At 69.5% G+C, this 24,284-nt stretch carries 25 protein-coding genes; 14 read left to right on the top strand and 11 right to left on the bottom strand.

Annotated features, from left to right (window positions below; all coding sequences use genetic code 11):
* Positions 1–20 precede the first annotated feature (20 nt).
* Together recJ and AC3WQR_RS25830 are read right to left on the bottom strand one after the other, a co-directional pair.
* Entirely contained in the window at positions 21–1,742 is a 1,722-nt protein-coding gene (gene recJ / locus AC3WQR_RS25835; RefSeq protein ID WP_070059895.1) for a single-stranded-DNA-specific exonuclease RecJ, read from the bottom strand.
* Positions 1,739–2,716: a hypothetical protein gene (locus tag AC3WQR_RS25830; protein WP_492744593.1), complete on the bottom strand. Its 978-nt coding sequence runs from the start codon at positions 2,714–2,716 to the stop codon at positions 1,739–1,741. The genes recJ and AC3WQR_RS25830 overlap by 4 nt, the downstream gene beginning before the upstream one ends.
* 123 nt (positions 2,717–2,839) lie before the next feature.
* On the opposite strand from AC3WQR_RS25830, the gene AC3WQR_RS25825 reads away from it, so the two are divergent.
* Positions 2,840–4,096 carry a lipoprotein-releasing ABC transporter permease subunit gene (locus tag AC3WQR_RS25825; protein ID WP_095743837.1) on the top strand — a complete coding sequence of 419 codons (1,257 nt, stop codon included), beginning with the start codon at positions 2,840–2,842 and terminating at the stop codon, positions 4,094–4,096.
* Positions 4,089–4,766, top strand: coding sequence for a lipoprotein-releasing ABC transporter ATP-binding protein LolD (gene lolD / locus AC3WQR_RS25820; RefSeq protein WP_492744591.1), 678 nt, complete (start codon positions 4,089–4,091; stop codon positions 4,764–4,766). The genes AC3WQR_RS25825 and lolD overlap by 8 nt, the downstream gene beginning before the upstream one ends.
* A gap of 3 nt (positions 4,767–4,769) precedes the next feature.
* Here lolD and AC3WQR_RS25815 read toward each other — a convergent pair whose 3' ends face one another.
* Both AC3WQR_RS25815 and AC3WQR_RS25810 read right to left on the bottom strand, forming a co-directional pair.
* Entirely contained in the window at positions 4,770–5,324 is a 555-nt protein-coding gene (locus AC3WQR_RS25815) for an AAA family ATPase (protein ID WP_492744589.1), read from the bottom strand.
* Positions 5,321–6,121, bottom strand: coding sequence for a sigma-70 family RNA polymerase sigma factor (locus AC3WQR_RS25810; protein ID WP_492744587.1), 801 nt, complete (start codon positions 6,119–6,121; stop codon positions 5,321–5,323). Before AC3WQR_RS25810 ends, AC3WQR_RS25815 begins: the two co-directional genes overlap by 4 nt.
* A gap of 50 nt (positions 6,122–6,171) precedes the next feature.
* Between AC3WQR_RS25810 and AC3WQR_RS25805 the strand changes: the two genes are divergently transcribed.
* Complete coding sequence (locus tag AC3WQR_RS25805) at positions 6,172–6,792, top strand: ATP-dependent Clp protease proteolytic subunit (protein WP_492744585.1); 621 nt, start codon at positions 6,172–6,174, stop codon at positions 6,790–6,792.
* On the opposite strand, the gene AC3WQR_RS25800 is transcribed toward AC3WQR_RS25805, so the two are convergent.
* Entirely contained in the window at positions 6,793–7,182 is a 390-nt protein-coding gene (locus AC3WQR_RS25800; protein WP_062473709.1) for a RidA family protein, read from the bottom strand.
* Positions 7,183–7,372: 190 nt separating this feature from the next.
* Here AC3WQR_RS25800 and AC3WQR_RS25795 point away from each other — a divergent pair, with 190 nt between their 5' ends.
* The 9 genes from AC3WQR_RS25795 (at position 7,373) to AC3WQR_RS25755 (ending at position 17,761) form a co-directional block, all read left to right on the top strand.
* The gene (locus AC3WQR_RS25795; protein ID WP_492744583.1) at positions 7,373–8,947 is read left to right on the top strand and encodes an ABC transporter substrate-binding protein; all 1,575 of its coding nucleotides are present in this window, start codon (positions 7,373–7,375) and stop codon (positions 8,945–8,947) included.
* A 91-nt stretch (positions 8,948–9,038) separates the two neighbouring features.
* Positions 9,039–10,235, top strand: a complete 1,197-nt coding sequence (locus AC3WQR_RS25790; protein ID WP_492744581.1) for a lactonase family protein — start codon at positions 9,039–9,041, stop codon at positions 10,233–10,235.
* Positions 10,232–11,188, top strand: a complete 957-nt coding sequence (locus AC3WQR_RS25785; RefSeq protein ID WP_492728521.1) for an ABC transporter permease — start codon at positions 10,232–10,234, stop codon at positions 11,186–11,188. The genes AC3WQR_RS25790 and AC3WQR_RS25785 overlap by 4 nt, the downstream gene beginning before the upstream one ends.
* A gap of 3 nt (positions 11,189–11,191) precedes the next feature.
* Positions 11,192–12,031, top strand: a complete 840-nt coding sequence (locus AC3WQR_RS25780) for an ABC transporter permease (protein ID WP_095951032.1) — start codon at positions 11,192–11,194, stop codon at positions 12,029–12,031.
* Entirely contained in the window at positions 12,031–13,062 is a 1,032-nt protein-coding gene (locus AC3WQR_RS25775) for an ABC transporter ATP-binding protein (RefSeq protein WP_492744579.1), read from the top strand. Before AC3WQR_RS25780 ends, AC3WQR_RS25775 begins: the two co-directional genes overlap by 1 nt.
* Complete coding sequence (locus tag AC3WQR_RS25770) at positions 13,062–14,063, top strand: ABC transporter ATP-binding protein (RefSeq protein WP_492744577.1); 1,002 nt, start codon at positions 13,062–13,064, stop codon at positions 14,061–14,063. Before AC3WQR_RS25775 ends, AC3WQR_RS25770 begins: the two co-directional genes overlap by 1 nt.
* The gene (locus AC3WQR_RS25765; RefSeq protein ID WP_492744575.1) at positions 14,060–15,367 is read left to right on the top strand and encodes an amino acid deaminase; all 1,308 of its coding nucleotides are present in this window, start codon (positions 14,060–14,062) and stop codon (positions 15,365–15,367) included. Before AC3WQR_RS25770 ends, AC3WQR_RS25765 begins: the two co-directional genes overlap by 4 nt.
* Before the next feature lie 10 nt (positions 15,368–15,377).
* Positions 15,378–16,295, top strand: a complete 918-nt coding sequence (locus tag AC3WQR_RS25760; protein ID WP_492744573.1) for a MurR/RpiR family transcriptional regulator — start codon at positions 15,378–15,380, stop codon at positions 16,293–16,295.
* A complete protein-coding gene (locus tag AC3WQR_RS25755) occupies positions 16,292–17,761 on the top strand; it encodes an N-acyl-D-amino-acid deacylase family protein (protein WP_492744571.1) in 1,470 nt (489 codons plus the stop codon). The genes AC3WQR_RS25760 and AC3WQR_RS25755 overlap by 4 nt, the downstream gene beginning before the upstream one ends.
* Positions 17,762–17,939: 178 nt before the next feature.
* Here the strand turns inward: AC3WQR_RS25755 and AC3WQR_RS25750 are convergent, their stop codons facing one another.
* Positions 17,940–18,866 carry a LysR family transcriptional regulator gene (locus AC3WQR_RS25750; protein WP_062481847.1) on the bottom strand — a complete coding sequence of 309 codons (927 nt, stop codon included), beginning with the start codon at positions 18,864–18,866 and terminating at the stop codon, positions 17,940–17,942.
* Between the two features lie 133 nt (positions 18,867–18,999).
* On the opposite strand from AC3WQR_RS25750, the gene AC3WQR_RS25745 reads away from it, so the two are divergent.
* Positions 19,000–19,893: an amino acid ABC transporter substrate-binding protein gene (locus AC3WQR_RS25745; protein WP_492744569.1), complete on the top strand. Its 894-nt coding sequence runs from the start codon at positions 19,000–19,002 to the stop codon at positions 19,891–19,893.
* Positions 19,894–19,897: 4 nt separating this feature from the next.
* Positions 19,898–21,220, top strand: coding sequence for an aminotransferase class V-fold PLP-dependent enzyme (locus AC3WQR_RS25740; protein ID WP_492744567.1), 1,323 nt, complete (start codon positions 19,898–19,900; stop codon positions 21,218–21,220).
* Here the strand turns inward: AC3WQR_RS25740 and AC3WQR_RS25735 are convergent.
* The 5 genes from AC3WQR_RS25735 to AC3WQR_RS25715 all read right to left on the bottom strand — a co-directional run.
* Positions 21,207–21,617 carry a c-type cytochrome gene (locus AC3WQR_RS25735; RefSeq protein WP_492744565.1) on the bottom strand — a complete coding sequence of 137 codons (411 nt, stop codon included), beginning with the start codon at positions 21,615–21,617 and terminating at the stop codon, positions 21,207–21,209. The genes AC3WQR_RS25740 and AC3WQR_RS25735 overlap by 14 nt on opposite strands.
* On the bottom strand, positions 21,614–22,183 hold the full coding sequence (locus AC3WQR_RS25730) for a ferritin-like domain-containing protein (RefSeq protein ID WP_492744562.1): 570 nt from the start codon (positions 22,181–22,183) through the stop codon (positions 21,614–21,616). The genes AC3WQR_RS25735 and AC3WQR_RS25730 overlap by 4 nt, the downstream gene beginning before the upstream one ends.
* A gap of 37 nt (positions 22,184–22,220) precedes the next feature.
* Positions 22,221–22,916 (bottom strand): RNA polymerase sigma factor, encoded by a 696-nt coding sequence (locus AC3WQR_RS25725; RefSeq protein ID WP_492744560.1) that lies wholly within the window; start codon positions 22,914–22,916, stop codon positions 22,221–22,223.
* Positions 22,917–22,984: 68 nt separating this feature from the next.
* The gene (locus AC3WQR_RS25720) at positions 22,985–23,704 is read right to left on the bottom strand and encodes a CBS domain-containing protein (protein ID WP_492744556.1); all 720 of its coding nucleotides are present in this window, start codon (positions 23,702–23,704) and stop codon (positions 22,985–22,987) included.
* Positions 23,701–24,284 (bottom strand): DUF6306 domain-containing protein (locus AC3WQR_RS25715; RefSeq protein ID WP_492744553.1); only part of this gene is annotated, 584 nt, incomplete at its 5' end. The genes AC3WQR_RS25715 and AC3WQR_RS25720, both read right to left, overlap by 4 nt.

Genomic DNA, 24,284 nt, shown 5'->3' with positions numbered 1-24,284 from the left:
TCCAGTCTAGGCCGCCCGCGTCACACCTCCGCGCCTTCGACCAGAAAGCGCAGCCGTCGCACCCCTTGCCATTCGTCCGCATCGAGCCTGAAGGCCAGCTTCACGCGCGGCGGCAGCGGCTCGGTGTGGCTGAACCAGATCGCGTCGATGGGCTGGCCCTGGTGCTTGAGCTTGAGCGCCAGGTGCTTCTCGCCCACCAGCCGCTGCGACACCACTTCGACCTCTTCGCTGAAGGTGGGCGGCGCAAAGCCCTGGCCCCAGACCTCGCGGTGCAGCGTGTCGACCAGATCGATGCGCATGTACTCGCGCGCGATCGGCCCGTCGGTCTCGATCTGGCGCGTGAGCGCGGCCTCGGCCAGCCATTCGCCGGCCACCTGGGCCAGCGCGCGCTCGAAGACAGGAAAGTGCTCGCGCGCCACGGTGCAGCCCGCGGCCATCGCGTGGCCGCCGAAGCGCAGCAGCACGCCGGGGTGGCGCTTGGCCACGAGGTCGAGCGCATCGCGCAGGTGAAAGCCCGGGATCGAGCGGCCCGAGCCCTTCAGCTCCTGCTCCTTGCCCGGCGCCGCACTGGCCGCGAACACGAAGGTCGGGCGATGGAAGCGGTCCTTGATGCGCGAGGCCACGATGCCCACCACGCCTTCGTGGAAGTCGGCGCCGAACACGCTGATGGCCGGCGGCGGCGCTTCCACGCCTTCGCCATCGGCCGCGAACAGCGATTCGGCCAGCAGCAGCGCCTGGTCGCGCATGCCACCCTCGATGTCGCGCCGCTCGCGGTTGATACCATCGAGCATGCGCGCGAGTTCGTCGGCGCGGCCGGCGTCGTCGGTCAGCAGGCACTCGATGCCCAGCGTCATGTCGGCCAGCCGGCCGGCCGCGTTGATGCGTGGGCCGAGGGCAAAGCCGAAGTCGAAGGTCGTCGCGGCCGAGGCGGTGCGGCCCGCGGCCTTGAACAGCGCCGCCACGCCGGCCGGCATCGCGCCCGCGCGGATGCGGCGCAGGCCCTGGGCCACGAGGCGGCGGTTGTTGGCATCGAGCTTCACCACGTCGGCCACGGTGCCCAGCGCGACCAGCGGCAGCAGCGCATCGAGCTTGGGCTGCGTGGCGGTGTCGAACACGCCGCGCGTGCGCAGTTCGGAGCGCAGCGCGAGCAGCACATAGAACATCACGCCGACGCCGGCGATGCTCTTGCTTTCGAACTCGCAGCCGGGCTGGTTCGGGTTGACCATCACGTCGGCCAGGGGCAGCTCGGGGCCGGGCAGGTGATGGTCGGTCACCAGCACCTGCAGGCCGCGCGCCTTGGCGGCGGCCACGCCCTCGACGCTGGCGATGCCGTTGTCGACGGTGATCAGCATGTCGGCGCCGGCGTTGGCCACGCGCTCGGCGATGGGCGGCGTCAGGCCGTAGCCGTCCACCACGCGGTCGGGCACGAGGTAGCTCACGTGCTTGCCGCCTAGCAGGCGCAGGCCGCGCACGCCGACCGCGCAGGCGGTGGCACCGTCGCAGTCGTAGTCGGCCACGATGCACAGGCGCTTGTCCTGCGCGATGGCGTCGGCCAGCAGCACCGCCGCTTCGCGCGTGCCGCGCAGCGTGTCGGGCGGCAGCAGGCGCGCAAGGCCGTCGTCGAGCTCGTCCTTGCCGCGCACGCCGCGCGCGGCAAAGAGACGCGCCAGCAGCGGATGCACGCCGGCCTGTTCCAGCGCCCAGACGGTGCGCGGCGGGATGTCCCGGGCAATGATCTTCATAGGGACTCCAGCACCTGGGTGGCGCGGTTGCGGTCGAACAGGCCCTTGGCCCAGCGGGCGAGGCCGCGCGGTTGCACGGTGAAAAGCTGCGCGCCGCGGTCGCCGCACAGCGAGAGCGCCACGTCGGCGCCGCGCGTCAGGTCGGCGAGCAGGCCGGCGACGGCGCCGGCATCCAAGGCCTGCCAGGCGGCGGCCCAGGCGAGGCCGTCGTCGCGCAGCGCGGCGTCGCGCAGCGCGAGGTCGACGACCGGCGTGCGCGAAAGGGGCGGCGAGGGCAGGTCGCCGTCCTTCAGGACGCCGGTGCCGCTGAGCCAGAACGAATTGATCGGTGGCACCCCGCGCGCGGTGCGCTCGTCGTTCACGCGCTGCGTGTACAGCAGCATCTGCATCTCGTTCTGCAGCCGGCGCAGCGGCCGCGAGGCATCGCCCAGCGGCGACCACTGCGAAATGGGGTACCCCACCGCGCGGTCGATGGAGGCCGTGGCCAGCCCGTCGAAGATGGGCGCGCGCGCGAGCCAGCGGCCCGGCGTGTCGGAGGGGTACAGCGCGATGCCGTCTTCCTCGAAGAACGGCTGCGCCACGGTCAGCAGGGCCATCGACTCGGCCGCGTCGATCTCGATGGCGCTCGGATCGCCCAGCGCCACGTCGTCGATGCCGACCTGCCAGTTGCACAGCGTCACCAGGCCCCAGGCCTCGGGGTCGCCGGGCGCGGCCAAGCCGGTCTTGCGGGCTTCGAGCGCGGCCCAGGGAATGCAGCCGTCGTCGGCAGGGGGCAGGCCCAGCGCGCGGGCCAGCGCGCGTTCGTGCGGCGGGGAGCGGGTGCTGTCGTCCTGCGTGTCGGTGTCGGCGAGCGTCAGGCGCAGCAGCAGGGTTTCGAGGTTCGGCAGCCGCAGGGTCGCGAGCGCCGCGCGGCAAGCCGGGGAACCGCGGCCGGCAAAGGGAATCAACAGATGACGTGGGAGAGGTTCGGCCATTTCCCTATTGTCCGGGATGCCACAATTCCACCGTATGACCTACCCCCTCGCTCCTCACCCCGAGTATTTGCCGCCCCCCGCGGGTGCGCCCATGCCCCTTGAGGCCACGGGGCGAGGCCGCTGATGCGATTCCCCTACGAACTGCAGCTCGGTTGGCGCTACACGCGCGCAGGCCGTGCCACGCGACGCAACGGCTTCATCTCCTTCATCTCCGGCGTGTCGATGCTCGGCATCGCCCTGGGCGTGGCGGCGCTGATCATCGTTCTCAGCGTGATGAACGGCTTCCAGAAGGAAGTGCGCGACCGCATGCTCAGCGTGGTGTCGCACATCGAGATCTTCTCGCGCGACGGCCAGGCCCTGCAGGACATCGACGCCATCATGGCCGACGCCCGCAAGAACCCCGAGGTGATCGGCGCGGCGCCGTTCATCAACACGCAGGCGCTGATTGCGCGCGGTGAAGACATGAAGGGCGCGATCGTGCGCGGCATCGACCCCGCGCTCGAGCCCGAGGTCACCGACACCGGTGGCATCGCCAAGGGCGGCACCTTCGACAAGCTGGTGCCCGGCGAGTTCGGCATCGTGCTGGGCATCGAGCTGGCGCGCTCCATGTTCGTGCAGCCCGGCGACCAGGTCACGCTGGTGGCGCCGGGCGGCCAGGTCACGCCGGCCGGCGTGGTGCCGCGCCTGAAGCAGTTCACCGTGGTCGGCGTGTTCGACTCGGGCCACTACGAGTACGACTCGGCGCTGGCGATGGTGCACGAGAAAGACGCCGCCAAGGTGTTCCGCCTCGAAGGCCCGACCGGCATCCGCCTCAAGCTGAAAGATCTGCACGAGGCGCGCGAGGTGGCCGACCAGCTCGCCGTCACGCTGCCGGGCCAGTTCCTCATCCGCGACTGGACGCGCCAGAACAAGACCTGGTTCGCGGCCGTGCAGGTCGAGAAACGCATGATGTTCATCATCCTCACGCTGATCGTCGCCGTGGCGGCCTTCAACCTCGTGTCGACGCTGGTGATGACCGTGACCGACAAGCGCGCCGACATCGCCATCCTGCGCACGCTGGGTAGCTCGCCGCGCAGCATCATGGCCATCTTCGTGGTGCAGGGCGCCATGGTGGGCGTGATCGGCACCGTGGGCGGCCTGCTGCTGGGGCTGGGCATCGCCTACAACATCGACGTGATCGTGCCCTTCCTGGAGCAGCTCTTCCACGCCAGCTTCCTGCCCAAGGACATCTACCTGATCAGCAAGATGCCGAGCGACCCGCAGCAAAGCGACATCATGCCGATCGCGGTCATTTCCCTCATCCTGGCCTTCCTGGCCACGCTGTATCCGAGCTGGCGCGCCAGCCGTGTGAACCCCGCCGAGGCCCTGCGCTATGAGTGATGTCGTCCTGAAGGCCCGTGGCCTCACCAAGCGCTTCCACGAAGGCCGCATCGACCTCACCGTGCTGCACGGTGTCGACCTCGACGTGCACGCCGGCGAAACGCTGGCCATCGTCGGCGCGTCCGGCTCCGGCAAGAGCACGCTGCTGCACCTGATGGGCGGGCTCGACGCGCCCACCGCGGGCAAGGTCGAACTGCTCGGCAAGGACATCGCGCATGCCGACGCCGCTGAGCAGGGCCGCTTGCGCAATCATCACCTGGGCTTCGTCTACCAGTTCCATCACCTGCTGCCCGAGTTCAGTGCGCTCGACAACGTCGCGATGCCGCTGAAGATCCGCCGCGTCGAAGCCGGCGAAGCGGCGCAGGCCGCGGCCAAGATCCTCGCCAGCGTGGGCCTGGGCGAGCGCCTGCATCATCGGCCGGCCGAGCTGTCAGGCGGCGAGCGCCAGCGCGTGGCCATTGCGCGTGCGCTGGTCACGAAGCCCGCCTGCGTGCTGGCTGACGAGCCCACCGGCAACCTCGACCGCAGCACGGCCGACGCCGTGTTCGCGCTGATGCTCGACCTCGCGCACCGGCACCGCACGGCCTTCGTGATGGTCACACACGACCAGGACCTGGCCAAGCGTTGCGACCGCGTGCTGCAGCTGGTGGCGGGGCGGCTGGCGGGCTGAGGCTCAGCGGTCGGCGCGCGTCCACGACCGCAGGTCGAGGCGCAGCGCGTCGCCGGCCAGCCGCTGATCGATGGCCTGCGCGACCGCTTCGGGCGTGCGCGCCATCGTCGCGATGCGGTGGCCGTCGAGCCCGGGCGCGGGTTGCTGGAACGCGGCGTGCATCGTGCGCACCATCGTGTCCATCTCCGGCCCCGAACGCTGACGCACGCGCGCCAGCGCTTCCTCGAGATCGACCTCGAGCAGCACGTACGCCACCTGCGTGCCCGCCGCCTCGAATTCGCGCGCGACCAGCGGCAGAAACCACGGGCCGAACACGCCGTCGAGGCACACCCGGTAGCCGTCCGCCGCGAACGATGCGGTCGCGCGGCACACGGCCCGGATCACGGCCGTGTTCTGCGCGTCGGCGCCAGCGCGGTAGGGCGGCACGGGGTGCGCCGGAAAGTCGTAGAACAGGTCGGACGGCAGGTGCAGGCCGCGCGGATCGGCCTTGGCCAGCAGCGCCGACACCGAGGTCTTCCCCGAGCCCGGTGGCCCGGAGACGATGACGACCCGGCTCACTGCGCGACCTCTTCGGGCTGCGCCGCCTCCAGGGGCAGCACGCACAGCACCTTGCCACCCAGCGTGAGCACGAGGCCGAGCTGGCCACCGAGGTGCACGAGTTGGCAGACGGTGCGCGGCGTCGATGCCGGGGTTGCCGAAGCTGATGCAGAGAACGCACGCGTCGGTGGCGTGCGCAGCAGGGCGCGCAGCGGCGCGGCATCGCACTGCAGGAGCGCCTGCCGGTACGCCTGGAAATGCGCGGCCGATGCGGCGCGCTCGCGCTCGTCGTCGGCCGGCCTGTCCTGCCGCAGCCGCAACAGCGCGCGATGCACCTGCTGCCGGCAGGCCGCCTCGGTCTTGCCGCTGGCCTGTGCGATCTCCTTGAAGCTGGCCTCGAAGACCTCATGCAGCAGCAGCGCCGCACCGTCGGCGGGCGATAGCGTCGAAGCCAGCAGCCGCAGCGCACGTTCGACCGACTCGGCCTGCGCCGCATCGGCTTCCGCCGACGGCGCTTCGGGCGCGTGCACGTCGCCCGCATCGCGCAGCCAGCGCCGCATCCAGTCCTCGCGCCGCAGCCGGTCGATGGCCAGGTGGCGCATCACCGTGGTCAGCCACGCCTGGGTCGATGCGGGAGGCGCGGCATCGCTGGCTTCGAGCGCGCGCAGGTAGGTGTCCTGCACCACGTCCTCGGCCTCGGCGTGCGTACCCAGCAGCCGCGCCGCGGTGCGAACCAGCCGGCTTCGCAGCGCAGGCAATTGCGAGAGATAGCGTTCGTCGAGCATCGGCGCAGCTTGCCACAGCACACGCAATGTCACGAAACTGTGGGCTTGTTCGTCAAGACAGTTCAACCACAGGAGCTTTCTTCATGCAGCCCATGTTTTCAACACTGGAAACCGACGACGACACCCCGCCCGCGGCGACGGCCGAGCCGCGCAATTCCTACCTCGAGGAAAAGGCGTTCAAGTCGCGCACGCTGCTGATCTTCGGCAGCATCACCGACAGCGTGGCCGCCGACGTCACGCGCCGGCTCATCGCGCTCGATGCCGACAGCGGCGACAAACCCATCGACATCCTCGTGAGCTCGCCCGGCGGGCACCTGGAGTCGGGCGACGCGATCCACGACGTGGTGCGCTTCATCAGCGCGCCGGTGCACATGATCGGCACCGGCTGGGTGGGCAGCGCCGCCACGCACCTGTTTCTCGCGGCGCCGCACGAGCGCCGCGTGTGCCTGCCCAACACGCGCTTTTTGATCCACCAGCCCAGCGGCGGCGCGGGCGGGCAGGCGACCGACATCGCGATCCAGGCGCAGGAAATCATCAAGGCCCGCCAGCGCATCGCGCACGAGATCGCGCGCGAAACCGGCAAGCCCATCGACGTGGTGCTGGCCGACATCGAGCGCGACCGCTGGCTGTCGGCCACGGAGGCCGTGGAATACGGGCTGGTCTCGCGCATCATTCAGCGCAAGACCGAACTGCGACCGACCTGATCAGGCCTTGGGCTTGTAGGCGACGACGTCGATCTCGACCTTCGCATCGACCATGAGGCGCGCCTCGGTGGTCGAGCGCGCCGGCTTGTTTTCACCGAAGTAGCTCATGTAGACGCGGTTGAAGGCACCAAAGTCGCGCGCGTCGTGCAGCCAGACGGTGCTCTTGCACACGTCGTCGAGCGTGGCGCCGGCCAGCGCGAGCACGGTCTTCAGGTTCTCCATCACCTGGCGCGTCTGCACCTCGATGCCGCCGGCCACGATCTCGCCCTGCGCGTTGGCGGGCACCTGGCCCGACACGTAGACGAAGTCGCCCGCGCGCACGGCGGGGGAGAAGGGGCGGGCCTGGCGGTCGGAAGCGATGGGCGGGGCGCCGAGGTATTCGAGGGGCATGGGAACTCCTGGGAGTGAGGGTTGAGTGGGGTGGGTGAGGGCCGCAGTATCCGTCTGATTTGAAAGACTTTTTCAGAATAACCCATCAACAAGGGTTAACACGGATGATTTGGCATGAAGTCTGCTTCAAAGTCCGGACCAGAAAGAAAATTTCTTTCATAAATCAGTCCGCCCCATGAAGGAGTTCTCCATGTCTCACGCCGGTCTTGTCCAGCGCCTGCCCCGCCTGTCGAAGCGCAGCCTGCTGGGAGCTTCCCTGCTCGCGATGCTGTGTGCCGCACTGCCTCACCCCAGCGCCCACGCGCAGGGCCCGCGCAACTTCGCCACGCTGGCGATGGTGGCCGAGCCGCAGACGCTCGACCCGATGGCCTCCACGGCCGACCTGGTCGGAACCATCATGCAGCACGTGTACGAGACGCTGTACACCTTCGACGCCAAGTGGAACGTGGTGCCGATGCTGGCCGAGGGCATGCCCAAGATCTCGGCCGACGGCAAGACCTACGCCATCACGCTGCGCAAGGGCGTGGCGCTGCACAACGGGCGCGATCTCACGGCCGACGACGTGGTGGCCAGCCTGCAGCGCTGGATGGATCAGTCGCCGCGCGGCAAGGCCGTGGGCAAGGAAATCGAGAGCCTGAAGGCCAAGGGCCCGCTGGGCGTGGAGATCGTGCTGAAGGCGCCGTACGCACCGCTGCTCTCGCAGCTCGCGCTGCCCAGCGGCATGGCGGCCATCATGGCCAAGGACTCCATCGCTTCGCCGCTGAAGGACTTCGTCGGCACCGGCCCCTACAAGTTCAAGGAACGCCGCCCCGACCAGTTCGTGCTGCTCACGCGCTTCGACAAGTACGCCGCGCGCAAGGAGCCCGCGAGCGGCTACGGCGGCAAGCGCGAAGCCGCCATCGAAGAGCTGCGCTTCGTGCCCGTGCCCAACGCCAGCACGCGCGTCGAAGGTGCACTCGCCGGCCAGTACGACTTTGCCGACCTGTTGCCGGTGGAAGCCCTGCCGCGCCTGGAGAAGGCCGGTGGCAAGACGCTGCCGATCATGACGCCGTCGTTCGGCTTCCCCTACCTCGTGCTCAACACCAAGGAAGGCGTGGCCGCCAACCCGGCGGTGCGCCAGGCCGTGCAGACCGCGCTGGGCCAAGGCGAGATGCTCGCGGCCGGCTTCGGCGACACGCGCTTCTTCATCGCGGAGGCGAACCACTTTCCCAAGAGTTCACCGTTCTACTCGGCCGCGGGCACCGACCAGTACAACCAGCGCAACGCCACCAAGGCCAAGGACGCCGCCGCCAAGGCCGGCTACAAGGGCGAGCCGATCCGCGTGCTCACCAGCCGCCAATACGACTTCCACTACAACATGTCGCTCCTGATGGCCGAGCAGCTCAAGCGCGCCGGTTTCAAGGTCGACCTCAACGTGGTCGACTGGGCCACGCTGGTGCAACGCCGCAACGACCCGAAGCTGTGGGACATCTACGTGACCCACTCGGGCCAGTTCCCCGAGCCCATGCTGTCGCCGCCGCAACTGGGCGACGGCGCACCCGGCTGGTGGGATTCGCCCGCCAAGAAGGCCGCGCTCAGCGCCTTCAACACCGAGAGCGACCCGGCCAAGCGCGGCGCGCTGTGGGGCAAGGTGCAGCAGGTGGTGTACGACGAGGTGCCCTACATCAACGTCGGCAAGTTCAACGGCCTCTCGGCCAAGAGCCCGGCGCTGGACAACTACCAGCCCGCGACCTGGCCGTTCTTCTGGAACGCGAAGATCAAGTAAGGCCGCAAGCACCGCCATGCCGTCGCGTCGTCAACTTCTGCAAGTCAGCGCACTGGCCTCCGGCCTGAGCGCCCTCGGACTCAAACCATCCATGGCCACTCCCGCTCAAGCCACCACTTCGGGCCCCGTGTACGCCTACGTCGGCACCTACAGCGACGGCGGCAAGCCGTGGCGCGGCGGGCGCGGCCTGGGCGTGCACCAGTTCGTGGTGGACGGCGCGACCGGCGCCCTCAAGCCCATCCCTGGCGCACCGCCCGCCGTGGCGAGCGCGGGCAGCGATGCGAAGCTGCGCAACCCCGCCTCGCTGGCGCGTCACCCGACGCTGCCGATGCTGTACGCCGCCAACGAGTTCGAAGCCGGCTCCGTCTCGGCCTTTCGCATCGGCGCCAACGGCGCGCTGTCGTTCGTGGCCGAGATGCCCTGCGGCGGCAAGGACCCGGCGCACCTGAGCGTGCATCCCGACGGCCGCTACGTGTTCACCGCCAACTACGCCAGTGGCGACGTCAGCGTGATCGCGCTGCGCACCGACGGAAGCTTCGACACCGACCGCGCCGCCGTCGTCTACAAGGACGTCGCGGCCTGCGGCGCCGCCACGCCCTGCAAGCCCGGCGCCGACGTCGTGCCGCTGGCCGCGCGCTCGCACGAAGGCTTTGCCACCAGCGACCACGACGGCCCGCACGCCCACATGGTGCAGGCCGACCCGGCCGGCAACTTCGTGCTCGTGGCCGATCTGGGGCTGGACCGCGTCATCTCGTACCGCTTCGACCGCGCCACCGGCGTGCTGAGCCAGCCGAGCACGGTGGCCGTGTCCGAGAGCTCGGGCGCGCGCCACTTCGCCTTTCATCCGAACGGCAAGTGGGTCTACCTCGTGAACGAAGAGGCCTCGACCATCGCCTTCCTGCGCTACGACGGCGCCACCGGCGTGCTCACGCTGGTGAGCGAAACCTCGGCGCTGCCGGCCGGCTTCAAGGGCACCAGCTACGCCTCGGGCATCCGCATGCTGCCGGGCGGCACGCACTTCGTGTCGCTCAACCGGCTGCACGATTCGATCTCGATCTTCAAGGTCGATGCGCGCACCGGCGCGCCCACGCTGGTGCGCGAAGAGTGGACGCGCGGCAACTACCCGCGCAGCTGCACGCTCGAGCCGAGCGGGCGCTTTCTCTACGTGTGCCACAACAAGCAGGGCGACAACGTGACCATCTTCCGCGTGAAGAAGAACGGCGACGTGCAGTTCACCGGCCAGTACGTGGCCGTGGGCAGCGCCGCCGCCATCGAGTTCTCGCCATGATCAAGAGCGCATCGCTTCGCTACATCGCCTCGCGCGCGGGCGGCATGCTCATCGTGCTGGCGCTGGTGGCCGTGCTGGTCTTCGTGCTCACGCGCGCGGCTTCGGGCGACCCCATCTCCGTGCTGCTGGGCGACCAGGCCACCGCCGCCGACATCGCCCGCGTGCAGAAGGACTACGGCCTCGATAAACCCTTGCCCGTGCAGTTCGGCTACTGGCTGCGCGAAGTGCTGCAGGGCAACCTGGGCACCTCGATCTTCCTGCAGCGCCCGGTCACGCAGGCGCTGTGGGAGCGCGCCGAGCCCACCACCTTGCTCGCACTGATGGCGGTGGCCATCGCAGCGCTCATCGGCGTGCCCTGCGGCATCGTCTCTGCGGTGTTTCGCGGGCGCGTGGTCGACCAGTTCTTCACCGGCATCGCGATGCTGGGCGCGAGCATTCCCAGCTTCTGGCTGGGCATCGTGCTGATCCAGATCTTCGCGGTGTCCTTCGGGTGGTTCCCGGTGTCGGGGTACGGCGCGCCCGATGCACCCTTTGCCGAGAGATTGCACGCGCTGGTGCTGCCGGCCACCGTGCTGGGCCTCTTGAACTCCGCACTCATCATCCGCTTCACGCGCGCCTCGATGCTCGACGTGCTCGGTGAAGACTACGTGCGTACCGCACGCTCCAAGGGCCTGAGCGAGAAGGTCGTCGTGCTCAAGCACGCGCTGCGCAATGCGCTGGTGCCCATCGTCACCGTGATCGGCCTCACGGTCGCGCTGATGATCGGCGGCGCCGTCATCACCGAGACCGTGTTCGGCCTGCCGGGCGTGGGCAACCTCGTGGTCAACGCCGTGCTGCGGCGCGACTATCCCGTGATTCAAGGCGCGCTGCTCGTGATTGCCGCGATCTACGTGCTCATCAATTTCTCGATCGACCTGCTGTACGCGGTGGTCGATCCGCGCGTGAAGGTCTGAACGATGCGCATGCCTCGAATGCTCCGCCAGCTGATGCACCGCCGCATCGTCATGGTGTCCGCCCTGGTGCTGCTGGTGATTGCCGTGCTCGCTGTCGGTGCGCCGCTGTTTGCCTCGGCCGACCCCAACGACACCGCCGTGCTGCAGCGCCTGAAGGCGCCCAGCGCCGAACACCTGCTGGGCACCGACGAACTCGGGCGCGACATGTATTCGCGCATCGTGCACGGCGCGCGCTACTCGCTGGCCATTGCGGCGCTCACGGCGCTGGGCGCGGTCATCGCCGGCACGGTACTGGGTTTGATGGCGGGCTTCTTCCGCCGCCTCGATGCACCACTGATGCGCGTGGTCGACGCCATGATGTCCTTCCCCGACATCCTGCTGGCCATCGCGCTGGTGGCGATCCTCGGACCGTCGCTGATGAACACCGTGCTCGCGCTGGTGCTGGTCTATACGCCGCGTGTCGCACGCGTGGTGCGGGCGTCCACACTGGTGGTGCGCGAGTTGCTCTTCGTCGAAGCCGTGCGTGCCCTGGGCGTGCGCACCTCGCGCATCCTGTGGCGCCACATCCTGCCGAACCTGATGTCGCCGATCCTCGTGCAGGTGTCGTTCATCTTCGCCTACGCCATCCTGGCCGAGGCGGGGCTGTCGTTCCTGGGCGTGGGCGTGCCGCCCGAGATTCCGACCTGGGGCACCATGGTCGCGGGCAGCCAGCAGTACGCGCACCAGGCCTTCTGGGTGGTGCTGTTCCCGGGCCTGGCGATCATCTTCACGGCGCTGTCGCTGCAACTGCTGGGTGATGGCGTGCGCGACCTGCTCGATCCGAAGCTCAAGAAGACCTCGTGATGACGAACACCACCCCACGCCTCACGGTCACCAACCTGAGCACCAGCTTCCCCACCGAGGACGGATTGATCCGCTCGGTGGCCGATGTGAGCTTTGCCATCCAGCCCGGCAAGACCACCGCACTGGTGGGCGAATCGGGCTCGGGCAAGTCCGTCACCAGCCTCACGCTGATGCGCCTCTTGCCCAAGACCGCGAACGCGCAGGTCAGCGGCAGCGCCTCGTTCGTCACGCGCGAAGGCAAGACGCTCGACCTGCTGCAGATCGGCGAACGCGAGATGCGCTCGCTGCGCGGCAACCAGCTGTCGATGATCTTCCAGGAGCCCATGACCAGCCTGAACCCGGTGTTCACCATCGGCGAGCAGATCGCCGAGAGCGTGCGCCTGCACAAGGGGTTGGACCGCAAGGCGGCCTTGGCCCATGCGCTGCGCATGCTGGAGCTGGTGGAGATTCCGGCGGCCGCGCAGCGCATCCACGAGTACCCGCACCAGCTCTCGGGCGGCATGCGCCAGCGCGTGATGATCGCGCTCGCGATGGCCTGCGACCCGACGCTCTTGATCGCCGACGAGCCCACCACCGCGCTGGACGTGACCATCCAGGCGCAGATCCTGGAGCTCATGCGCCGGCTGCAGGCCGAGACGGGCATGAGCATCCTGTTCATCACGCACAACCTGGGCGTGGTGGCGCACCATGCCGACGATGTGGTCGTCATGTACTCGGGCCGTGTGGTCGAGCGCGCGCCCGTGCGCCCGCTGTTCGCGCAGCCCGAGCACCCGTACACGCAGGGCTTGCTGGCCTGCCTGCCGGGCAAGGCGCGCCAGCCCGGCCAGCCCAAGCCCAAGCGCTTGTTTGCGATCCGCGGGCAGGTGTCCAGCCCGTTGGCGCCGCCGCCCGGTTGCGCCTTCGAGCCGCGCTGCGACCAGGCACTGCCCGAATGCCGCAGCGCCATGCCGCCGCTCATCGACATCCGTCAGGACCGCCAGGCCCGCTGCGTGCGCGTGCAGCCCGACCAACCGCTCGCGAGGGCTGCATGATGACCACCGCTGTTACCTCATCTTCACCACCCCTTATCGAAGTCCGCGGCCTCAAGAAGTACTTCGGCAGCAGCGAGCGCCCCGTGCGCGCGGTGGACGACGTGTCCTTCGCGATCCAGCCCGGCGAGACGCTGGGCCTGGTCGGCGAATCGGGCTCGGGCAAGAGCACCATCGGGCGCACCGTGCTGCGCCTGGTCGAGCGCACCGAGGGTCAGGTGCTGTACCGGGGCGACGACATCGGCGGCCTTTCTGGCGAGCGCATGCGCAAGCTGCGCAGCAAGCTGCAGATCATCTTCCAGGACCCGTACGCCAGCCTGAACCCGAAGATGCGCATCAGCGCCATCCTGGGCGAAGCACTGTCCACGCACGGCCTGCACAAGGGCGCCGCCGCGCGCGACAAGCGCATCGCCGAGCTGCTCGAAACCGTGGGCTTGCGCCCCGAGCATGCGAGCCGCTTCCCGCACGAGTTCTCGGGCGGCCAGCGCCAGCGCATCGGCGTGGCGCGCGCGCTGGCCGTGGAGCCCGAGTTCATCGTGGCCGACGAGCCGCTGTCGGCCCTCGACGTGTCCATCCAGTCGCAGGTCATCAACCTGCTGGCCGATCTGCGCGAGCGCCTGGGCCTGACCATGCTCTTCATCTCGCACGACCTGGATGTGGTCGAGTACCTGTGCGACCGCGTGGTGGTGCTCTACCTGGGCAAGGTGATGGAAGTGGCCACCACCGAGGAACTGTTCGCGCGCCCCTCGCACCCCTACACCCAGGCGCTGCTGGCCGCGAGCCCGAAGCCCGATCCGGAGATGGCGACCGAGCGCATTGCCCTGAAGGGCGACATTCCCAGCCCGATCTCGCCGCCCTCGGGCTGCGTGTTCCGCACGCGCTGCCCGCATGCCATCGAGGCCTGCGCGCAGACGGTGCCCAGCCTGGACGAACTTTCTCCCGGACACTACAGCGCCTGCATCCGCAAAGAACTGCTCTCCAACACCGCCGTTGCACGACCATGACCGACACCGTTTCTGCCACCCAAGACTTCATCGACCCGCTGCTGAGCGACCGCTTCAAGGGCTACCCGCGCACCCAGCCGCCGCGCCGGCGCAGCGAAGTCGGCGCCGCCGGCTGGAACGTGCTGGCCGGCGACCTGCCGCTGCCGCTGGCCGTACTCAAGCGCGAAGCGCTCGAACACAACCTCCAATGGATGCAATCGCGCGTGCGCGAATGGGGCATCGACCTGGCGCCGCACGGCAAGACCACCATGTCGCCGCAGCTGTTCCAGCGCCAACTCGACGCCGGCGCCTGGGGCCTGACCTTTGCCACCGTCACGCAGCTGGCTGTGGGCGTGGCCGCCGGCGCGCGCCGCACGCTGATCGCCAACCAGGTCGTGAGCGACGAAGACCTCGCAGGCATTCAGCTGCTGCTGGCCGACCATGCGGACCTGCGTGTCGTGTTCCTGGTCGATTCGATCGCGCAGCTGGCACTCATCGAAGACTGGTCGAAGCGCAACCCTGCGAGCGTGCCTTTCGAGGTCATGCTCGAGATCGGCGTGCAGGGCGCACGCACCGGCTGCCGCACGCACGACGAAGCCGTTGCGCTCGCCACCCGGGTGCGCGCCAGCGACGCGGCCAAGCTCGTGGGCATCGAGACCTATGAAGGGCAGGGCGCCACCGGCGAAAGCGGGCCCGACACGGCCTACGCCACCACGTTGATGGACCGCGTCGAAGCCGTGGCCCGCCACTGCGACACGCAGCAGCTCTTCGAGACCGACGAGGTGCTGGTCTCGGCCGGTGGCTCGGCCATCTTCGACCTCGTGGCCGGACGCCTGAAGCCCGCGCTGGGTGCGCCGGTGCGCGGCCTGCTGCGCTCGGGCTGCTACGTCACGCACGACCACGGCTTCTACAAGCGCATGGTGAACGTGGTCGACGAACGCCTGGGTTGCGAATGCGGCGAAGGCCTGACGCCGGCGATGGAAGTCTGGGCCAACGTGCAGTCGCGGCCCGAGCCGGGGCTGGCGATCCTGTCGGTGGGCAAGCGCGACATCTCCTTCGACCTGTCGATGCCCGTGCCGATCGCACGTGCGGCGCGCGGCGCGTTGCAACCCCAGGGCGTGCCCGCCGGCTGGAAGATCACTGCGCTGAACGACCAGCACGCCTACCTGCGCTGGGACGAAAGCGAAGAGGCCGATGCTCCGAAGGTCGGCGACCGCTTGGGCCTGGGCATCTCGCACCCCTGCACCACCTTCGACAAGTGGCACTGGATGCCCGTGGTCGAGAACGACTACCGCGTGAGCGACGCTGTCGCCATGCACTTCTGAAAACGCACCGATGACGCCCTCCTTGCTCCAGAGGATCGCCGAGGCGCGCAGCGACGCGCCGGCCACGCGGCGCGCGATTCTCGACCTGATCCTCGAAGACCCCGACCGCGCGCTCGAAGAGAGCTTCGAGCAGCTGGCCGAGCGCTCGCGCAGCTCGGTGCCCACCATCATGCGCACCTGCCGTGACCTCGGCTTTGCCGGGCTGCGCGAGTTCAAGCTCGCGCTCGCGCAGGAGCTGGCGCTCGGCGGTTCGCCGCTGCACCGCCGTGTCAACATCGAAGACGCCGCCGACGAAGTGGTCGGCAAGATCGCGCGCAGCGCCGCGGCCTCGGTCTCGGGCGTGCGCGGCCAGCTCGACATGCAGGTGCTCGACGGCGCCGTGCGCGCCATCGCGGCCGCGCCGCACGTCGACCTGTACGGCGCGGGCGCCACCTCGTGGTTCATGGCGAACGACCTGCAGGCGCGGCTGTTCCGCCTCGGCCTCTCGGCCAACGCCTGGGCCGACTATCACCTGCAGCAGGTGGCCGGCGCGGCGCAGCGCCCGGGCGGCGTGGTCATCGCCATCTCGCACGTAGGCGGCATGCCCTCGCTGCTCGACGCGGTCGACATCGCACGCGGACAGGGCGCCCAGGTGGTCGCCATCACGCGGCCGGGCACGGCGCTCGCGACCAAGGCCGACTTCCTGATCGGCCTGTCGGTGCCCGACGATGCCGTGATGCACGTGGGCATCGACGCCTACCTCACGCACCTCACGGTCATCGAGATCCTCACCGTGCTGGTGGCGCAACGCCGCGGCGAGCCTGCCGTGCAGCGCCTGCAGCGCGCGCGCGAGGCTTTCCAGCGCCACGGCATCGACGCCACCACGCACCCGCTGCAAAGCTGGGACGGCGGCGGCATCAACACGAAAAAGGGAGACAGCGAACCATGAGCGACACCCAAGCCGTGCTGCTCGAAGCCGGCCTCGTGGTCGACGGCTCGGGCGGCCCTTCGTGGCCCGGCGACGTGCTGCTGCAGGGCGACCGCATCCTGGCGCTGGGCGACGGCCTGCGCACGCGCCTGCCTGCAGGGTTGAACATCGCCGACGTCGACGTGGTCGACTGCCGCGGCAAGGTGATCGCGCCCGGCTTCATCGACGCCCACACGCACGACGACGCCATCGTGTTGCGCGACCCGTTGTGCCTGCCCAAGGTGTCGCAGGGCATCACCACCGTGGTCACGGGCAACTGCGGCATTTCGCTGGCGCCGTACCGTACGCCGCAGTCGAAGCCGCCGCTCACGCTGCTGGGCGCCGACTCGTTCAAGCACGCGACCATGGCCGAGTACCGCGCCGCGGTCGATGCGGTGCAGCCCGCGCTCAACGTGGCGGCCCTCGTGGGCCACACCACGCTGCGCTTCGCGGCGATGCAGGCGCTCGACCGGCCCGCCGATGGCGACGAGCTGGCGCGCATGGAAACGCTGCTCGACGACTGCATGGCTGCGGGCGCGCACGGCATGTCGTCGGGCCTGTTCTACGAAGAGGCCTTTGCCGCGCCGGCCGAGGAAGTCACCGCGCTCGCGCGCGTCGTGGCACGCCACGGCGGCGTCTACGCCACGCACCTGCGCAGCGAGATGCAGCAGATCATCGAGGCGCTGCACGAGGCCGGCGACACGGCCTTCAGCGCGGGCGTGCCGCTGGTCATCTCGCACCACAAGTGCGCCGGTCCCGCGAACTGGGGCCGCACGAAGGAGACGCTGCCGCTGATCGAGGCGCTGTCGCAGCGCCAGGAGATCGCGATGGACGTCTACCCGTACGTGGCCGGCTCCACCGTGCTGCGCGAAGACCTGGTGGACGGCGTGATCGACGTGCTGCTGACCTGGTCCGACCCGCACCCCGAGATGACCGGACGCCTGATCTCCGACATCGCGCGCGAGTGGGGCACCACCGAGCAGGAGGCCTGCCTGCGGTTGAAGCCCGGCGGCGCCTGCTATTTCCAGATGCAGGAAGAAGACGTGGAGCGCGTCATCGCGCACCCGCTCACCATGATCGGCAGCGACGGCCTGCCGCACGACCGCCATCCGCACCCGCGGCTGTGGGGCGCGTTCCCGCGCGTGTTCGCGCGCTACTGGCGCCAGCGCAAGCTCTTCACGCTGGAACAGGCGGTGCACAAGATGACGGGCATGACGGCGCGCAACCTGCGCATCGCCGATCGTGGCCTGCTGCGTGTCGGCACCATGGCCGATGTGGTCGTGTTCGACCCCGAGACCATCACCGACACCGCGACCTACGACAAGCCGCATGGCGTGAGCGTCGGCGTCGAGCGCGTGTTCGTGAACGGGGTGCTGGCCTACCGCGGTGGCGAGGGCGAAGCGAAGGTGCTGGCGCGCGCGGGGCGGATGTTGACGCGCGGGAGGTGAGCGTTCGGGGCGCGGGCCCAGGCCACCGGGTACTTCCCTCTGCGAATGTCCCCCGGCCTGCGGCCTCCTCCTTGATTTCGCTGCGGGAAGCACCCAGTGTCCTGGGCCCGCCGGGCGCCGTCGCTGGGTTGGCTGATCAACCAACGCCTTCAAACAGACGGGGCGCAGCGCGCGAACCCTAGGAGGCTTCTTCTTCCGGCTGCGCCTGGAACATCCGCGTGAAGTCGCAGCACGCCTGCGCCAGCATCACGATCGACGACGTGAGCGCGCTGCGATGCTCGCCCTTGTGCATGGCCACGTAGCGCACCACGGGCAGCGCGGGCGTCACGTCGAGCACCTCGAGCATGCCGGCATCGACCAGCGGCGCGAGGCATTCGCGCGGCAGGTAGCTCACGCCCAGGCCCGACACGGTGAGGCCCGTGAGCGCCACGAGGTTGCTCACCACGATCGCGTTGGCGGGCTGTACGCCCTGGTCCTTCATCCAGGCGTCGTAGGCGCGGCCGGTGCCCGAGTTGTTGCCCTGCACCAGCATGCGGTGGCGCGCCAGGTCGTGCAGGCGCACGGTGCCGGTGGCCGCGGTCGAGGGAATCACGCCGGGCTTGCACATCCACGCGCTCTTCACGCGGCCGATGACCTTGCTCTGCATGCGCGAGTCGGCGAAGGTGTGGGGCACGATGACCACGTCGAGCTCGTCGGCCAGGAGCTTGTCGCGCAGCTGCAGGCTGTCGTCCACGTCGGGTTCGAGGATCACCTTGGGGTAGTGCTGCTGGATCAGGCCGACCAGGCGCGGCAGCCACGTCATGGCGGTGAGCTCGGTCACGCCCAGGCGGATGCGCCGCTCCACCACGCCGGGCTTGCCGAACTGCTCGACGGCGGCGTCGCGCTGGTCGAGCAGCTTCCTGGCGAGCACGAACATCTCCTCGCCTTTTTCGGTGAGACGCGCCGTGCGCTGGCTGCGATCGAAGAGTTCGGTGTCGAACAGCTGCTCCAGCTCGTGCACGCGCTTGGAGATGGCCGACTGCGAGGTGTGCAGCTGGTTGGCCGCCTGCGCGAAGCCGCCCAGCCGGGCGATCCAGTAGAGGGCTTCGAGTTGCTTGAAGGTCATCACGGCGGGCGGCTCCTGAAAGAAAGAACGCTTTTCTTCATGTGATTCGATCACAAAAAATCGCTTTTAGAAATTCATCGGGACGCAGAAGATGCGCGCCAGGCCACCGTCATTGCAACCCAAGGAACACACCATGGACTTCAAACTGCCTCTTGCTTCGGCACTCGCCCTCGTCTTCGCCTGCGGCGCCGCCAGCGCGCAGGACACCGGCACGCTGCGCAAGATCAAGGACAGCGGCACGATCCAGATCGGCGCGCGCGACAGCCAGATCCCGTTCTCGTACAAGCTCAGCGCCGACAGCGCGCCCATCGGCTTCACCAACGACATCTGCCTGAAGATCGTCGACGCCGTGAAGGCCAAGCTGGGCCTGCCGAAGATCGAGGTGCGCTACACCATGCTCAACTCGACCAACCGCATCCCGCTGCTGCAGAACGGCACCGTGGACCTCGACTGCGCGACCACCACCAACACCACGCAGCGCCAGGCGCAGGTCGACTTCGCACCGAGCCACTTCGTCACCAACATCACGGCCGCCGTGAAGAAGAGCTCGGGCATCAACGCGCTGCCCGACCTCAACGGCAAGAACGTGGCCACCGTCTCGGGCAGCACCTCGATCCAGCTGCTGCGCGGCGCGCGCAAAAGCGGCACCATCGAGGTGAACGAGATCGCGGGCAAGGACACCTCCGACGGCTTTTTGCTGCTGTCCACGGGCCGCGCCGATGCCTACGTGCTCGACGACGTGCAACTGGCCGGCATGATCGCCAGCGCCACCAATCCGGGCGACTACAAGATCCTCAAGGAGTCGCTGCGCCAGGAGCCCTACGGCATCATGCTGCGCAAGGACGACCCCGAGTTCAAGGCGCTGGTCGACGAGACCGTCAACGGTCTCATGAAGTCGGGCGCCATCGAGCAGCTGTACACCAAGTGGTTCCTCTCGCCGATCCCGCCGCGCAACGCGAACCTCAACTTCCCGATGACGGACGCGGTGCGCGAGATCTACAAGAACCCCAACAACAAGGGCGTCTGACACCATGGCAGCCACACGCGCGGACCTGCCGAAAGGCGAGCTCCTTTCCGATGCGCTGATGCGCCAGGTGCGCGAGCGCTTCCTGGGCATCGAACGCGACCACCACGGCCGCGAGCGCCTGTACTTCGACAACGCCGGCGGCTCGTTCCGGCTGAAGGCGGCGGTCGAGCGCTTCGCGCTGGTCGACGCCATTCCCGACAACGCCGAGCGCATCCACGCCACCGCCGTCGAGCTGCAGGCCATGCAGGCGCGCGGCGCCGACGACCTGCGCACGATCCTCAACGCCACGGGCGGCAGCGTGTACCCCTCGCTCACCGCCTCGGGCGCGATGTTCGACATGGTGCGCGCGGTGGCCGAGAACGTGCCGGGCACGAACATGGTCACGACCGCGCTCGAGCACCCCTCGGCCTTCGACGCCATGCGCCTGTATGCGGAGCGCCTGGGGCGCGAGCTGCGCGTGGCCAAGAGCAACCCCGTCACCGGCGGTGTCGACGTGGACGCCATCGTGGGGCTGGTCGACGAGAACACCTGCCTGCTCAATGTGATCCATGCGTCGAACATCTCGGGCGCCAAGCTCGACATGGTGGCCATCGTGCGGCGCGCGCGCGAGATCAAGCCCGACCTGTACATCCTCGTCGATGCCGTGCAGCACGCGCCGCACGGCGTCATCGACCTGCAGCAGACGCCGGTGGACGGCATCAACCTCGCACCCTACAAGTTCTTCGGCTGCCGCGGCTCGGGCTTCTCGTGGATGTCGGAGCGCGCGGCTGCATTGCCGCACCACAAGCTGGCCGGCAAGAAGCCCGGCCACTGGGAGCTGGGCAGCTCGGCGCCGTGGCAGTTCGCGGTGCTCACCGAGATCGTCGACTACGTGGGCTGGCTCGGCGGCCATTTCACCGACGCGACCGACCGCCGCGCCCGCTTCGTGGCGGGCATCGAGCGCATCGAGCTGCACGAACGCGCGCTGCTGGCGACGCTGCTCGACGGCACCGCGCAGACGCCGGGCCTGCGCGCGCTCGATGGCGTGCAAGTCTTTCTCGACCACCAAGACTTGACGCAGCGCGACCTGATCCTGGGCATCGGCTTCGACGGACTCGACTGCACGCAGGCCGTGGTGGAGTACGGCCAGCGTGGCGTCACCGTGTACGAGCGCGTGGCCAGCAGCATCTACTCGAAGCGGATGCTCGAATCCTTCGGGCTCGAGGGCACCGTGCGCGTGTCGCCGCTGCACTGCCACACGGTGGGCGAGATGGAAGCTTTCCTGCGCGTGACGCGCGAGATTGCAGGCGCCTTCGCGTCCGCCTCGCCCGCAGTCAACGCGGCGTAGGGCGCGCCAGCGCCGCGCAGGCCGGCGTGTCGTTCGCCTGCCGCAGGTAGGCGAGCAGGTCGGCGCGCTCTCGCGGGTCGGGCACGCCGTCGTAGGTCATGCTGCTGCCCGGCACCATCGCGAGCGGAGCGCTGAGGAAGCGGTCGAGCGTCTTGTCGTTCCACACGATGCGCGACTTCTTCATCGCCTCCGAGTACGCGAAGCCCGGCACGCTGCCGGCGAGCCGACCGAACAGGCCGCAGTGGCGCGGCCCGACCCGGGCGGTGGCCAGCGCGTGACAGGCCTGGCAGCGCGCGTAGACCTGCTCGCCGCGCACCGCGTCGGGCGTTGCGGCGGCACCCGCACAGGCCCATGCGGCCAGCAGGCCCGCTGCGAGCCCGCGCGCCGCACGGCTCACGACACGAACGCCGAAGGCACCGGCGCCTCGCCGAGCGCCTGGCGCAGCACGGCCCAGTGCATCGCCTCGTCGCCGAGGATGCTGGCCGCGGCCTTCGACAGCTCGCGGTTGCCAAACAGCGGCACCGCGCCCAGGTAGGCACTCACGGCGCCTTGTTCAAGCTTCGCCGCGAAACGCAGCACGTCGGCCTGCGACTTGAGCTGCTCCACCGGGAAGTCGTAGCGCGCCTTGGCCGCGACGGCCTTGCCGCCGAGCTTGGCGATGGTCTTGGCCAGCACGTCCGCATGTTCCTTGTGGTGGCCCTGGAAGGTCACGGCGAGGTCGAGCACGGGCTTCTCGAGCAGCTTGCTTTCCGCGCCGAGCTGGTAGGCCGCGATGGCTTCGAGCTCGGCGCCGAGCGCGGTGTTGAGGATCTGCACGTCGTTGCCGGTGGCACCGCCGCTCTTCGCGGCGAGCGCGTCGCGTCCCGCCAGCAGCGCCACGGCGGCGCCCGACAGCATCAGGCCGGAGTGGCCGAGAAAGGCACGCCGCGCGGCGGCCGGGGTGGGCATCAGGAAAAAGGACATGGTGGGGTCTCCTCGGGGGTGGTGGTTGTTGGAAGAATCAAGGCAGCGCCGCCAGCACGCGCGCCACGATGCGGTCGCAGCGCGCGCCGTCGAACGCGAAGGCGTCGCCCGTCGCCAGGTCGATGTCGCGCGACAGGCTTTCGCGCAGCAGGCTGCGGGCGCGGAAGAAGCGCAGCCGCACCGTGGCTTCGGGCAGCTGCAGCGCCTCGGCGGTTTCGCCGACGCTGAGTTCCTGCACCGCGCGCAGCACGAACACGGTGCGGTAGGCGTCGGGCAGCCGGTCGATGCGGCGCTCCATGAGTCGGCGAAGGTCTTCCCGCATGGCGAGGCGCTCCGGTTGGCGGTCGGGGTCGTCGGCGAGCTGCGTGTCGGGGGCGTCGTCGACGTCCCCTGCAGTCGCGCCGCCGTCGAGCGGAATCACCTGCGCGCCGCGGCGGCGCAGGCGGCCCAGCGCCTCGTTGATGACGATGCGCACCAGCCAGGTCGAAAGCTTCGCTTCGTCGCGGAAGCCGCCGATGGCGCGCCAGGCGCGCAGGTAGGCGTCCTGCAGCGCGTCTTCGGTGTCGGCGTCGCTGTGCAGGATGCTGCGCGCGGTGCGAAACAGCAGCTGGTTGTGGCGCCGCATGATGCGCGCGAAGGCCTGCGTGTCGCCCTGCGCGGCACGTGCGGCCAGTTCGACATCGGACGCGTTCGCGTCGGCATCGGCAGTCAGGGGCAGGGCGGTGGGCGGCATGCGGTGAGCTCCTTCTGCCCATTGGATGGCGCACCCCCGTGCCGTGTTGCAACTTTCTTTTTTGCCTTTCAGACCATCGTCTGCCATTCGATCGTGCACAGCCGCTCGTCGACCACGCCGCGCACGCCCGCGATGCCCTCGGCCGCCACGCGTGCCGCGTCGCGCTCCGCCTCGTTGCCGACCATGCCGTGGTACATCACGATGCCGTTGTCCACCGACACATGCGACCACGCGCGGCTCCACCAGGTCTGCCGTTCCAGTTCGGCCACGAGGCGCGCCAGGATCTGCGCGTCGTCGCCCGCATCGGCGCGCGCGGTGTCGGCCTCGGCCTGCCGCAGCAGCGCCTCGACCAGGTCGCCGCTCGTCACGATGCCCACCAGCCGGCGCCCGCGCACCACCAGCCGGCGCCCGCGCACCACCGGCAGGCGCTGGATGCGGTAGGCGGTCAGCAGCTGCGCGACGCGGGCCAGCGAGAGGTCTTCGGCGATCGACACCGGCTCGCGCGTCATGAGGTCGGCCGCGCGCAGGGCGTGCGCGCGCACGTAGTCGCGCGGCGGTGCGGTGCGCTGCACCCAGCGTTGCCACCACGGGTGCTGCGGCGCGCCGCCGGGCTCGGCTTCGTAGCGGTGCAGCAGGTCGGACTTGCTGACGATGCCGACCACCTCGCCCTGGTCGAGCACCGGCACGCCGCTGATGTGGCGCGCCAGCAGCAGCGCGCTGATGTCGCGCACCGGCGTGTCCGGCGCGACGGTGAAGACCGGCGAGGTCATGACGTCCTGTGCATTCATGATGAAGCTCCTTCCTGCGGCCCGCGCGGGGCCTGTGGTGCCTGGGGTGCCTGCTGCGCATCGACGCGCGCGATGTTCTGCTGGTGCGACACCAGCATGGCCGTCAGCTCGCCGTGGATGTGCGCGTCGACGATGCGCGGCAGCAGCGCCTGCAGCTTGCGCACCACCCAGCCCTGGCCGCGGTTGAGCAGCGCCAGGCGCGTGCCGAGTTCCGGCACCGCCATCGCGCGCTCGTAGAAAGCGCCGGTGCGCGTGCTGGGCGTGGCGGCCAGCGACTGGATCGCGTCGATCAGCACGCCGCACCAGCGCACCTCGTCGCGGTGGATGTCGGTCACCAGGCGCTGCAGCGCGGGGTCGTCGGTCTCGGCGGCGCTGCGCAGCGTGATGCGCGCGCCGGCGCGTTCGGCTTCGAGCAGTTCGTTCAGCGCGGCCAGCAGGTCGTCGCACTCGCCGGCTTCGCGGTAGGCAGCGTCCAGCGCGTCGGCGTAGCAGACCGGCGAGGACACCTCCACCCGCTCGGGAAAACGCAGCCCCTGCGCGCGCAGCGCGGCGGGCGTGTCGGCGAAGGGCGGGGCGGCAT

The organism is Variovorax sp. FW305-3-2-15-B-LB1, from assembly GCF_058787635.1.
This window is presented reverse-complemented; position numbering and strand designations above follow the sequence as displayed.